11 protein-coding genes are annotated in these 12,010 nt (G+C 60.7%); 3 read left to right on the top strand and 8 right to left on the bottom strand.

Features of this window, described 5'->3' with window-relative positions; all coding sequences use genetic code 11:
- Window positions 1–18: 18 nt before the first annotated feature.
- The gene (locus BR48_RS0119025; RefSeq protein ID WP_348625696.1) at window positions 19–1,272 is read right to left on the bottom strand and encodes an NAD(P)/FAD-dependent oxidoreductase; all 1,254 of its coding nucleotides are present in this window, start codon (window positions 1,270–1,272) and stop codon (window positions 19–21) included.
- 162 nt (window positions 1,273–1,434) lie between these two features.
- On the opposite strand from BR48_RS0119025, the gene BR48_RS25005 reads away from it, so the two are divergent.
- The 3 genes from BR48_RS25005 (at window position 1,435) to BR48_RS0119010 (ending at window position 3,084) form a co-directional block, all read left to right on the top strand.
- Window positions 1,435–1,641 (top strand): hypothetical protein, encoded by a 207-nt coding sequence (locus BR48_RS25005; RefSeq protein ID WP_036814916.1) that lies wholly within the window; start codon window positions 1,435–1,437, stop codon window positions 1,639–1,641.
- A gap of 211 nt (window positions 1,642–1,852) precedes the next feature.
- Window positions 1,853–2,461, top strand: a complete 609-nt coding sequence (locus BR48_RS0119015) for a DUF6766 family protein (RefSeq protein ID WP_027232763.1) — start codon at window positions 1,853–1,855, stop codon at window positions 2,459–2,461.
- Between the two features lie 128 nt (window positions 2,462–2,589).
- Window positions 2,590–3,084 (top strand): ferritin-like domain-containing protein, encoded by a 495-nt coding sequence (locus BR48_RS0119010; RefSeq protein ID WP_027232762.1) that lies wholly within the window; start codon window positions 2,590–2,592, stop codon window positions 3,082–3,084.
- Window positions 3,085–3,159: 75 nt separating this feature from the next.
- On the opposite strand, the gene BR48_RS0119005 is transcribed toward BR48_RS0119010, so the two are convergent.
- From BR48_RS0119005 to BR48_RS0118975, 7 genes are read right to left on the bottom strand one after another with little or no spacing between them, the layout of a single operon-like run.
- Window positions 3,160–3,795: an RES family NAD+ phosphorylase gene (locus BR48_RS0119005; RefSeq protein ID WP_027232761.1), complete on the bottom strand. Its 636-nt coding sequence runs from the start codon at window positions 3,793–3,795 to the stop codon at window positions 3,160–3,162.
- Window positions 3,795–4,415, bottom strand: coding sequence for a helix-turn-helix domain-containing protein (locus BR48_RS0119000; RefSeq protein ID WP_027232760.1), 621 nt, complete (start codon window positions 4,413–4,415; stop codon window positions 3,795–3,797). The genes BR48_RS0119005 and BR48_RS0119000 overlap by 1 nt, the downstream gene beginning before the upstream one ends.
- A gap of 60 nt (window positions 4,416–4,475) precedes the next feature.
- Window positions 4,476–5,627 (bottom strand): VWA domain-containing protein, encoded by a 1,152-nt coding sequence (locus tag BR48_RS0118995; RefSeq protein WP_027232759.1) that lies wholly within the window; start codon window positions 5,625–5,627, stop codon window positions 4,476–4,478.
- Window positions 5,624–7,912, bottom strand: coding sequence for a DUF5682 family protein (locus BR48_RS0118990; RefSeq protein WP_027232758.1), 2,289 nt, complete (start codon window positions 7,910–7,912; stop codon window positions 5,624–5,626). The genes BR48_RS0118995 and BR48_RS0118990 overlap by 4 nt, the downstream gene beginning before the upstream one ends.
- Before the next feature lie 3 nt (window positions 7,913–7,915).
- Window positions 7,916–8,998, bottom strand: coding sequence for an AAA family ATPase (locus BR48_RS0118985; RefSeq protein ID WP_027232757.1), 1,083 nt, complete (start codon window positions 8,996–8,998; stop codon window positions 7,916–7,918).
- Window positions 8,991–10,394: a DUF5691 domain-containing protein gene (locus tag BR48_RS0118980; RefSeq protein WP_155810928.1), complete on the bottom strand. Its 1,404-nt coding sequence runs from the start codon at window positions 10,392–10,394 to the stop codon at window positions 8,991–8,993. The genes BR48_RS0118985 and BR48_RS0118980 overlap by 8 nt, the downstream gene beginning before the upstream one ends.
- Before the next feature lie 2 nt (window positions 10,395–10,396).
- The gene (locus tag BR48_RS0118975; RefSeq protein ID WP_027232755.1) at window positions 10,397–11,779 is read right to left on the bottom strand and encodes an SWIM zinc finger family protein; all 1,383 of its coding nucleotides are present in this window, start codon (window positions 11,777–11,779) and stop codon (window positions 10,397–10,399) included.
- Window positions 11,780–12,010 lie beyond the last annotated feature (231 nt).

Here is a 12,010-nt window from a genome sequence, read left to right as displayed (position 1 = left end):
GCCGCGAATGCCAACGGATCACGAACGTCCCAGGATGTGTTCGACAAGGCGAGTTGCTTCGTCGGCGACCGCCAATATGATGCCAGACTTGCGTGTCGAGCCGAAATCCAGTCCCGCGAAATAGAGGCCCGGCAGGACCCCGACGCCATCCTTGTGAATCGGCTGTCCGGCAGCGTCGAGCGCACCTGCAAGTTTCACATAGCTGAAATCGCCCTTGAAGCCGGTGCACCACACCACGCTCATGATACCGAACCCGGCAAGATCGAGCGAATTGATGGCGGGATCCGGCCGATGCCACTGGACCGTCTCCGCTGGGTCAGGAACCGGAACCGGCGCATCGATACCGGCTCGGGCGATATATTCATCGATGTAGCGTTTGGCATTGTCCGAGGCTTCGTCTCCGAACCGAACATTTGCTTCGACATCGTCTGCGAAAGCGAGGCGGCCATCCACAACGCCGGTCAATCGCCCGAGAAGCACAATCCCCTGGGCGGCGAGCGCCTGAAGGCTTATCGTGTGCTCCGACCCGAGTACACCACGCGCCGGGATGCGTCCGGCCGACCGAATGATCTCCTCTCGCCGCAGGTCGAGAAACCCGCTTTCATCCAGCCAGATCATGATATCGCGCCCGCGGTAACGCCGTGGGAGCCGCCCGACGCGGCTCGTCGCAAGGAACACCGTCCGACCCGCTTGCGCCAGTTCCTCAGCGATCTGGGCCCCTGATTGGCCGCTTCCAACCACCAGAACCGCTCCACGCGGCAGATCGGCAGCACTTCGATAGCCCGAAGCGTCGACCTGATAAATATCAGGCGGCATCGCATCCGACGAGACCGGACGCACCGCACGATTGAGGCTGCCGCTTGCGATGATCACGTTGCGCGCCCGATGTGTGCCGCGCGAGGTGTTCAGCCGATAGGCGCCATTTTGGTGCGTAAGTTCGCTCACTGCGGTGTCGGGCTCGATCGGCAGCCCGTTTCTCCCGGCGAAATCCTCAAGCAGGGCGACGAACTGGTCGCGCGTCAGGGCTCCGTACGGATCCGTACCCTCGTAGCGGTCGCCAGGCATTATAGTCTGCACATTGGGCGTATTCATATAAAAGGCATCCCACCGCTGCGTCCGCCACGTCTCTCCTATGCGACCGCGCTCCAGCACGCTATGGCGCAGGCCCCGTCGTGCCAGCCAATAGCTTACACCGAGGCCTGCCCAGCCGGCCCCGATGACAACAGCGTCGAGAACATCGCCACTACGATCCATTTGCTGCGGTGATTTCATGATCGGCATCCCCCGAGCCATCCCCGCTCGTTATTAAGCCTTGTTGACGGCAACTAGTCCAGCCGCTGCTCTCTTCGCGATGAGCTATCCGCTTGGTCTGCAAGGAGACGCTGGCGGGAACCAAAAGCAATGGTCGTAAGTTGCGGCTCAAAGGAGATACCGATGTCAAACACTTCCAAAAACAGAAACTCCCAGAAGACCCCAAAGGCGGACGCCAAGGGACAATTTGCCCGCACGGGCCACGGCTCGGACAATGACGGCGTCGTAAGCGCCAACCCCCGCGTGCTGTCGGGCAAGTCGGATGGTGACGCGACATTCAAGACAGATGCAAAAGCGAATGAACGTGACAGGCGGGCACCGGCCAAATAGTCGGCGGTGCTTGCAGGCCGAACGCGATCACCGGCTGCAACGATCTCGGCATAAAGCCACCATGCGATGCTATTTTCGTTCAACCGAAGGCCGTCTCAACTGCGCTTCCCATCCGGCTTCTGCCATGTCCGGTGCGGAACGTTCCAGGAATCGTGCCGTTAGGGTCTGAGACAATACACGTCGACTTTTAAGATCGGTCGGAGAGGGTTGAATGCGTTTCCTGCGAAACAATGGGCTGACAATTGCGCTTTTTCTGGCCTTTGCCGGGAGCGTGGTCGGCATGATCTGGTTCGGTTGGCGGCAACAAAACCATGAGTTGAGTCTTCATGGGCAAGCGCTCCTGTCTCTGACCGGCTACCTGTCCGATGAGGCATTCTGGTCCGCTTTGTTTGAAAACTGGGAAAGCGAGTGGTTGCAGATGGCAACCTACGTTGTATTGACGGCTTATCTTTTTCAAAAGGGCTCTTCTGAATCGCGCGATCCCGACAAGCCTGAAAAAAAGCAGGACTCCGGCAGCGGAAGCTGGATTTATGATCAATCGCTGGGATTGGCACTGTTGAGTTTGTTCGGCTTGTCCTTTGCCGGGCATTTCTTCGCAAGCCTCGCCACTTACAACTCTGAGGCCGCCTTGCACGGGGAGGCGGCGCTAACGCCGTTGAGCTATATGGGCAACGCCCAGTTCTGGTTCGAGTCGTTTCAAAATTGGCAATCGGAGTTCTTCTCGACTGCCATGCTTGTCGTTCTGTCCATCTTTCTGCGGTATCGCGGGTCCCCTGAATCCAAGAAAGTTATGGCGGCTAATCAACAGACAGGAGATTAGCGGCGGCGCGATCTCTGAGATCGCGGTCCTTGTGACCAGATATCGGCAAGCCATCGCGCGGTGTTACGGAACGCTAGTGTATCTCCCGCGTTGGAAGCCTGTAGATATCCCACTAGGAGTACACACTGATGGCCGACAAAACACTGGAAACATTGTTTCATGAAACGTTGAAAGACGTCTACTACGCCGAGCGCAAGATTTTGAAGGCATTGCCCAAGATGGCACGTGGCGCAACCTCGCCCGACCTAAAAGCCGCTTTTGAGAAGCACCGCGGCGAGACCGAAATCCATGTCGAACGTCTCCAGGAGGTATTCGAGATTTTGGGCAAGCCGGCACGTGGCAAGACTTGTGACGCTATCGAAGGTATCCTCGCTGAGGGCGACGAAATCCTCGAAGATTTCAAGGGACAGCCAGCTCTCGATGCGGGCCTGGCCTCGGCCGCGCAAGCCGTCGAACATTACGAAATGGCCCGCTATGGGACATTGGCCCGCTGGGCCGGCGAGCTTGGCTTAAAGGACGCGCAGAAGCTTCTCGTCACCACTTTACAGGAAGAAACGAAAACCGACGAAGCTTTGACCGCATTGGCGGAAGGCGCTTTGAACCCGGCAGCGATGGCTGCCTGATTCGACAGGGAGCGCTTTCAAAAGGCGCTCCCCTCTTCTCCAGCGTCACTGTTCCATGTTGTCACCGGACAGGTCTCATGCGCTGGGCGATATCGACTTGCCATAGCGGTCGAGTAGGACCGCGACATCCTTCAGCATCGCGGTCAGGAGTCTGGTCCGAATAATAGCGATCGTCAGGTCCGGACGCTCAAACAGCGCTATGCAGATTTCGCCTGGATCGTGTCGCGATTGATAGGCCAGTCCGTCAGGCTGGTCGGGATGATCCCATAGTGCGTCAGCCCACTGCCCGCATGGCTCATATGGCCCTGTGGAAATCGCGTTGTCCGTGCCCAGCGCCTGCAAACCAGTTGCGTGCATCCTCACGATGCGAAGATCGCGTTGCGGTCTGAGTTCGGTTGCGGCTCGACCGGAAATTTCGGACGCGGCCACCATTAGCCGCTGCGGATTACGCAGGATCGTTTCCGCCAGTGCGCCGCTTAGCGACATTCCCACATAGAGCACTGCGAAGCGGCCGCCGGCGCTGTCGAAGCGATTTGTTGGCGAGCTGCCTTTTCCCGGTCCGAAGAAGACGGGGGCAAGTGTGGAACGGTGGATGCGATGCAGCACCGTTCCGGCAGGCACTAGGTCGATTGGCAAGGGCTTTGTGTCGAGCCAGGCAGGCGGTGGCGGCGCGGCCCCGGAAGGGCCACGCTGATCAGTGCGTGCCGCCATCAGGCAAAGCCATCCGATCCATCAGCGCGGACAAGCCGCAAGACGGTGTCCACCTCTCCGTGCCGCAGCGCCTCAAGTGGCGATCGACCGCCAAGCACCGTGTCGGGAGCAAGCAAGAAGTCGAGCGTCGCCCACGGACCTGCCGACACAAGGCCACGTACGACATCGGCGATCCCGGCAATCACCTCACCCTCAGTGAATTGGCAGGCAGGATAGCGCCAGTCGCCGCCTTCGCGAACAGCCAGCATTGTGTTCGACCGCCGTCTCTTGTCGACCGCCTGTCTGGTGATACCAAGGATTCGGCCCGCTTCGTCTGCGGACAATACGCCGCCCGCAAGCTTGAGCAGCCGCTGGCGATGTTCGACATTCCGGGCGAGCGCCGGGACCAGCGGATCGAGATCGGTCACCGCCGATCCCAGTATATCCGAGCGGCTGAGTAGCTGGGCAAGCGAGCCGGCGTCGGTCGGGGCGGCAAGCGCGTCCGCCAACGTCTTCGCCGACGCATTTGCGGAGATGCGCTCCAGCGCCGACATTGCCCGTCGCAGGAACGCCGCCTGGACGGAATTCGGATCAGCATGAATATTGAGCGTCAGGCTCGGCGCAGCATGTTCGCGGGCCATCGCGACCTCCAGTGGTTGTCTTTGTATTTATATGGTTCAAGAATATACAAAGTCAACCTACTACGAGGCCCCGCGCACGAGGTCGATGCCGTTTGCGCTTGCCCATTGCCCGATGTCCTGCCGCGTCAAGGCGCATGCCATCATATCCGGAAATTGATCCGGCGTGCAGGCAAAGACCGGACAATCCATCGCGGCGATCGCGCTGGCATTGCGCACGTCGTAGCTCGGCCGGCCGTCGTCGGACAGCGCCAGCAGCACGATTACGTTGACGCCCGCCTGCTTGAATGCCGCTACGCGCGCCAGCATCGACGCTGCATGCCCGCCCTCGCAGAGGTCCGTGACGAGAACGAGGTGCGTCTTGCCTGGCCGGTCGATTTTGGTCTCACAATAGGCAAGCGCAGCATTGATATCGGTGCCACCCCCCAGTTGAACCCCGAAAAGCACCTTTACCGGGTCCGCCAGCTCCTCCGTCAGATCTACGATAGCCGTATCGAAGCAGATGAGTTTCGTTGAAAGAACCGGCAGGGACGCCATAACCGCCGCAAAGATCGACGCATAGACGACGGATGTCGCCATCGACCCCGATTGATCGACGCACAGCACGACGTGATCGAGATCGGCTCTCGTGCGGGTCTTGCGGGCGAAACCGATCAGCGTCTCCGGCACCACCGTGTTGTAGCGCTCCTGGTAGTGGCGAAGATTGGCACGGATCGTTCGCGGCCAGTCGATATCGGCGTGCCGCGGCCGACGTGTCCGCCGCGACCGGTTGAGAGCGCCGGACAGTTTCTCAACGGTCTTTGCCCGAAGGCGCTGCATCAGTTCCTCAACGACCTTGTCGATCGCCATCCTGGCGGTCTCCAGCGTCCTCTCGGGCATCGCGCCTCGCAGCGAGATGAGGTCGGCGACGAGATGCACATCCGCTTCAAGTGTCGCAAGGAATTCCGGCTCCAGCATCAGTGCCTTCAGATTGAGACGTTCGAAGGCGTCCTTCTGGATGATCTGCACGACCGGTGCGGGGAAGAATTCGCGGATGTCGCCGAGCCAGCGCGAGACCTTCGGGGAAGAAGCACCAAGCCCGCCGCGCTTCCCCCGCGTCTCCGACGCGTAGAGAGCGGACAGCGCGTGGCCAAGTCGCTGGTCGCGTTCGCCAAGTCCATCCATGTCGTCATCGCCAAGTGCCAGTTTCCAGCGGCGGATTTGTTCCGAAGTCATGCGCTTATTCCCAGGATTTGCTTCAGCAGCGGGAGCGCGCGTTCGAAGGCGGGATTCTCTTCGCTCACGGATCGCACTGGCCTCCGCTCCTTTCTGCCGCCCGCGATGCGCTCAAGCACCCGCTTTCGGCCGACGGAATCAAGGCCGGCAAGGGCGCGTCGGAAGAGCGGCAGGTTCTCGACGAAAGTCTCCTCGTCCAGTCCGCAAAGCCACTCGTCGATCAGAAAGAGCAGCGTCTGGTCCTGAATAAGCACGTCCGCGGACCCGGCAACGAAAGCTTCGATGAAAGCGCCGGCGCGGGACGGCGTTTCACCAAGCACATGCCGCGAGAAGGCAGCCGACACCTGCAACTCATCCCACAGGCCGAGATCATGCAGGCGGCGCAGGCTGAAACCGATGAGAGGCGCAAGGGATTGCGCATCATCGACCATAAGCGCGAGTTGACGCCGCCATTCCTCGAGCAGTCCTGAATCTCCAAAAAAGCCGAGAGCTTCGTCATAGGCGCGCATTGCATTCAAGCGCTGCAAGGTTGCCTCGTCGTCGAGTTGGCGAGAACCGACGCGGACACCGGCATTGGCTTCTGCACTGAGCGCCGTGATCAGTGCACGCAATTCCAACTCCGGCAGCTTACGGGCGGTGCCGTAGCGTACGATACGCACGAGAGGAGCGACGGCGTTCATCACGTCGGTAATATCGTTGTTATGCACCGCGGTCGCCTGCAAAAGGTTGATGCAGGTGCTGGCGGCTTGCGGAAGATCGGCAACCAGTGCGTAGCGGACAAGTTCGGCAAGTTGCGCAATGCCATCCGTTTTGTGAGCGCGTTCGACGGTTGCGGAGGCCGCGGCCTGCTCAATGGTAAGCCCCCAGACCAGTGCTTCGGCCAAACGGACAGACATGTCGGGAGACCAGGATACGCTCCAGATCTCGCGATAGGTTCCCCGGCCCGCCTCGGCGTCAATCAGGCGGCCCCAATTAACGCGGATAAGATTGAGCCGGTGCAGCAAGGTCGATTTGAGGAGGCCTGCCTCGCTGCGAAGATCGAGCTTTATTTCGCTCGGCTGCTCGTCCGGCTTGAGCCGCGTCTCGCGGCACCAAAGCTCGAAATCCTTCGCCAGCGGCATTTGCGGAACCGCCTCATCGATCTTGCCTATGCGGCTGTCGATATAAAGCTTCCGCTCGATCATCGCCAACTGGATATCGTCTCCGTGGCAAAGGCTCGAAAGGGATGCATCCCGCATTTCGGCGAGGCCAGGCATGCCGATCCCGCGCAAGCTTGCAAGGGCGAGCGCGAGGCGCGCGGCCTCTATGGCGGAAGCCGTCGAAGCGTCGAACCCTTCCTGCCGCAAAAGCGCTGCCGTCCGGGCCTGCCAACCGGCCGCAAAGGCTTCTGGCCCATCGTGACGGTCGCCCGAATAGAGGTCCCAGAGATGGCGATACCATCCGGGAGAGACCACGCCTGCGCCGTATCCAGATGCACGGCTCAGCCGCCCATCGCTCCAGGGCGCCCAGGTCGCTTCGACCTTTATTTTCGGAAGATCCTTTATGATTGCACGGTCCTCGGCAGCGGTCGTGGCTGTGCTCAGCCCGCCGATGTGCCACGCGCCTACCACCACCGCGACTTCGCCATCGTGCTGCTTCAGCGCGTCCCTTACATGGATCCGCATGAAAGCCTCGCGGCGCTCTTCGCGCAGCCGCTCCGCAGCGCTCCTGTCATCGTAGCCGCCGGGATACTTTCGCAGTTCCGTCATGGCCGTTTCAATGGCGGCGAAGATGTCGAGGGGCGACTGGCCGCCACCATATTGTTCGATCAAACCGTTCCAGAAGGTTTCCCCGTCACTGTATCCGGCTGCGCCGGCAAGCACATCGAGAGGATCGAGGCGCGCTGCGTGACCGGCCTCGTTCCCACTTTCGTCCGCTTCAGCGTCAGCGTCTGCTGTGTCCTCTTCGCGCCCGGCCTTGGCGAGCGCCAGCGAAACAGCGGCGGGCCAATCGATGAACCGCACCCGACGGCCGCGCGCGAGGGCCCATTGCATCGCAACCCACTCCGGCGAGAACTCGGCAAACGGGGCAAAAGCCGCATTGGCAGCTTCTTCGGCTGCGTAGAACAACATCGCCAGCGGCGGCTTCATGCCAGGGAGCGCCGCATGTTGGATCAACGCATCGCCCTCGGGCGGGCCCTCGATCAGCACACAGGCGGGATCGAGCGCATCCAGCGCACCCTTCAACAGGGCTGCCGAGCCCGGGCCGTGGTGGCGAATTCCAAAAAGATGCGCCTGGCGCTTCACGGCTCAGACCACTTCGCGAATAGCTTCGTAGAGGTCGCTCCAGCCATCGCGCGTACGCAGGACGGTTTCGAGATATTCAGACAGCGCAACACCGTCCTGCACCGGATCCTTGACAACTGCACCGACGATGTTGGCAGCAAGGGCATTTGCATCGATACGGCCATTGCCAAAATGTGCAGCTTCCGCCCATGCCGACACGCCGACGGAAATCGCCTCCGCGGTTGAAAGCGTGCCGGTCGAGGTCTTGAGCTTGATCTTGCCATTCAACGTCTTGCCGCCACGGATCTCCCGGAACAGGACAACGATGCGGGCGAGTTCCTTGTCCGCAGGCTGGATCGCCGGCAGTCTGAGATTGTTGCCGATCTCGTTGACACGTTTGACGACGATCTGCGTCTCCTCCTCGAGCGTGCCCGGCGACGGCAATACCACGACATTGAAGCGGCGCTTCAAAGCCGAGGACAGATCGTTCACCCCCTTGTCGCGATTGTTGGCGGTGGCGACGATGTTGAAGCCGCGTTCAGCATTGATCGCAATGTCGAGCTCCGGCACTGGCAGGGTCTTTTCCGAAAGGACGGTGATCAGCGTATCCTGCACCTCCGAGCCCATGCGGGTCAGTTCTTCAAGCCGAAGAAGCGTGCCCTCTTCCATCGCCCGTACCAGAGGCGTCTTGACCAGAGCCCCCGGCGACGGCCCCTTGGCGAGGAGCAGCGCATAGTTCCAGCCGTAGCGGATCTGGTTCTCGTCCGTGCCGGCCGTGCACTGAATCAAACGTTGCGAGGAACCGGAAATTGCGGTGGCGAGGTGTTCGGACACCCAGGATTTGGCGGTGCCCGGCAAGCCGAGCAGCAGCAACGCCCGGTCAGTCGCAAGCGTCGCGATCGCCGTCTCGATCAGCCGTCGGCTACCGACATATTTGGCCGAGATAGGCGTTCCGTCGGCAGCATCGCCGCCCAGTAGATAGGTAGCGACCGCCTGAGGTGAGAGCTTCCAATTGGTGGGACGGGGACGGTCGTCGCCCTTCGCGAGCGCCTCCAGTTCGGCCGAGTAAATCTCTTCCGCAGGACGACGAAGTAAAGCTTCAGACATCTGTGGTCTCCAGTTTGTCCATGAGATCGAGAAAAAGGATGGCGTTGCCGCACTGCGCCGGATCGAAGGCGGCAAGTTGGGTGCGAAGCAGGGAGCGCATCGGTGCCGGGCACATGATGGCCATACTGTCTGCGATATCCGTATCAAGGTACGTCTTTTCATTGCCGAACGATTGCCATTGCTTGGATCGCAGCAGGTCACTGAAGAGTGCTTGTGTCGCCTCGACGCCGAGAAAACGCGCCATCTGGCCTATGATCCACCGTGCAGTGTCGTTCGTCCACCTGTCCGGGCGGAAGATATAGGCGGCCCATACCTGACGCATCTCAGGCGGATATTTCGCCAGCAGATCAGCCTCCAGCCGCATGAACGGCTCCCAACTGGCATGGAGATGACCATCGCTGATCAATTTCACGATATCGAGGCGCTTGTCCTGTGTGGCCATGAGCAAAAAGGCGACCAGAAGTTCGTCTTGCTTGGCTGCTGCCACCATCGCCTCCACCGAGAGCGACAGGGCGTTGGCGAGTTTATCCAGTCCGACCGGGACGAAGGTTTCGTTGAGCCAGGCCATCACGGTGTTTTCCCTGACCGTTGCGGGCAATTCCAGCGTGAGGCTTTTCTTCTTGAAAAGGATGCCGGACGTCGTGACCTTGATGCGCTCCAGTGCAGCGCGCAGGGGCGGATCGTCCCCTTCAAAGCCGGGCAACCGAACCAGCAGTCTTGCAGCAAGGTCGCGCACGCGGGGCGCGCGATCCTTGTCGAGACCCTTGAGAAAAGGGGCGTCGGCTTCCGACAGGTTCTCCCGCAAAGCTTCGAGAAGTCGTACGCGGCTTTCGGCGCTTTCAGCCTGCCAGGCCGTTGTCACCAGGCCGCGCGCCGCTTCCGGGTCCGATTTGCGGCGTTCCTGGATGTATCCCGCCTTCACCGCGGGCGTCGCATACATCCAGTTGTTGTCATTCAGGCTGTCGGGCGAGAAGTAGTTCTGCTGTTGCGTGACAGGGACCTCCCGTTGCGAAAAAGCAAGGGCTTCGGCGCCGAGATGCTCCGCATACGCCCTCACCATGGTCTCGAGCTTTGGCAGGTCGAACGGATGCAACCGAAGCCTTCTCTCGGTCAGTTTGCGAACGATGGCGGCTGTCAGTCGGCTCGATGCCTGGTTCTTGGCGGTGAGGAGCCGCAGCAGAAGCTTTCTTGCTGCGTCCGGAACGATTGTCGCGTGATCAACGACAGCGTTCCCGGCATCAAACTGTTCCGGCGATAAGGGACGCTCAAATCGCATCGCCTGGCCCACCAGCGCGAGAGCCTGCAGGGCGTCGCCAACACCTGCCGCGTCGAGCGGCAGACCGTCCTTTGCGCCCGAGAGAAGACGCGGCACGATCACATTTGTTAGACTGGACACGTTCACGCTGTCCACCGCCCGATTATCGTTTCCGCCCAGAACAGCGTGAACTCATTGCCATCCCAAAGACCCGCACCATCGATGTTTTCGAGTTGCAGAAGCGGCCAGACCGCATCGGCTTGCGATTTCGCCACCGGCAGGCAGATCGTTTCATCATCGAGATAGATGTTCTCCCCCGAGGTCCTGAGCCGGGCCGCGCGAAACATCACTGGAAACTCGCCGAGCCAGGGCTTGGCAATCAACGCATCCTCGTAACGGCCGTAGGCCGATGCGAGGTTTTCGGCGGGAAGGTTCAACGGTGCGTCGGACGGCATGGTGCTCCCGGTCTGCTCCGCGATCTGCGCCCGCAGCGGAACGCTGGACGGATAGAAGACGAGCTCGGCATCGAATGTATCGCCGATGCCATAGACGCCCGCGGACACACCTGCCGCAACCGGGACGTATTCGATGAGAACGGCGGGCCGGTCGCTGCCCAGGAGCCAGGTTTCGATACGCCGCAGCTTGTCAGGCTGGGTCTCGCTGCGGGTAGCCCAGACGCGCCAGGTATCCGATATGCGGAGCGCCTCCTCGTCATCGAGCAATGCGGCACGCGTGATGTTCCAACCAACCATCTGGCGGACGTCCTGACGCAGCGGATCGGCGAGGTGGACCTGACGGCGATAGGCGGCGGCCAGAAGATGCAGCATGGCAAGTTCGGTGATTGCCGCAGTGGGACGGGCCGGTGCGGGAAGCACAAAAAGTCGCGTTGACAGGGTATCAACACGCAGCGCCAGGCCGGGCGCCTTGGCATCAAACAGGCGCTGTGCCATCACCCGGCATGCGGCCGAAGCTTTGGCCGGAAACGCGGCAATACCGCCGTCCAGTTGATCGCCAAGCCAGATATCCAGTTCATCGAGACCATTGGCGATGGAAGCCTCACGCTCGATCCGGCTTCGCTCGCGGGCAGCGGCGGCGCGGGCATCCGCTTTTGGATCAGTCGGGGCCTCGGCGTCTTCAACCGCCTCGATCGAGACCCGAGGTTTATCAGCAGCGTTCGTGGCGGGCCCGGCAGAAGGACCACGGCGGCGCGATACCCATTCGGCTACCCACTCGGGAGCCGCTACCGTCGCAAATTCTGCCTCGCCTTCAGCGCGTAGCCACATGAGCGCTAGGCCGTGCTTGCAAGGAAACTTTCGGCTTGGACAACTACATTTATACCCGGCGTCGATTTCCGAGACGACTGTCCGGTAAGGCGTGGAGCCGGACCCCTGGCACTCGCCCCAGACCAGGCCAAAGCCGTCCTGGGCGAGCGTTGGCCAATTCGAGCGGTTGAGGAGTTTCTTCGCAGCCGCAAGCGATGCCTGATCCGGCGCAAGCGCTTCGAGCCTTGCCAGGGTCAGGCTCAATGAACCCTCCGGCACGGTTGCATCTGCCTGGGGCTCTTCATTCTCGCTCTGCTTTGCGAAGCTTCAGTCCGGTCTAGCATAGGCTTTGATTACAAATTCTTGCGTAAAATTCGTCTAATACAAGCTAATTGCCGCAATCTTACGTTACGTCTCATGCCCTAGTAAAGCAGCCCAAAGTTGTCTTTGGATGTGTTCGGACGGAACGCTTCATCAAGCTGCGATCAGCCCGTC

Source organism: Phyllobacterium sp. UNC302MFCol5.2 (genome assembly GCF_000686005.1).
Lineage (GTDB): Bacteria > Pseudomonadota > Alphaproteobacteria > Rhizobiales > Rhizobiaceae > Phyllobacterium > Phyllobacterium pellucidum.
This window is presented reverse-complemented; position numbering and strand designations above follow the sequence as displayed.

Coding starts and splice junctions, on each gene's coding strand:
- BR48_RS0119025 (WP_348625696.1), bottom strand. CDS start 1,272: ATGAAATCACCGCAGCAAATGGATCGTAGTGGCGATGTTCTCGACGCT.
- BR48_RS25005 (WP_036814916.1), top strand. CDS start 1,435: ATGTCAAACACTTCCAAAAACAGAAACTCCCAGAAGACCCCAAAGGCG.
- BR48_RS0119015 (WP_027232763.1), top strand. CDS start 1,853: ATGCGTTTCCTGCGAAACAATGGGCTGACAATTGCGCTTTTTCTGGCC.
- BR48_RS0119010 (WP_027232762.1), top strand. CDS start 2,590: ATGGCCGACAAAACACTGGAAACATTGTTTCATGAAACGTTGAAAGAC.
- BR48_RS0119005 (WP_027232761.1), bottom strand. CDS start 3,795: ATGGCGGCACGCACTGATCAGCGTGGCCCTTCCGGGGCCGCGCCGCCA.
- BR48_RS0119000 (WP_027232760.1), bottom strand. CDS start 4,415: ATGGCCCGCGAACATGCTGCGCCGAGCCTGACGCTCAATATTCATGCT.
- BR48_RS0118995 (WP_027232759.1), bottom strand. CDS start 5,627: ATGACTTCGGAACAAATCCGCCGCTGGAAACTGGCACTTGGCGATGAC.
- BR48_RS0118985 (WP_027232757.1), bottom strand. CDS start 8,998: ATGTCTGAAGCTTTACTTCGTCGTCCTGCGGAAGAGATTTACTCGGCC.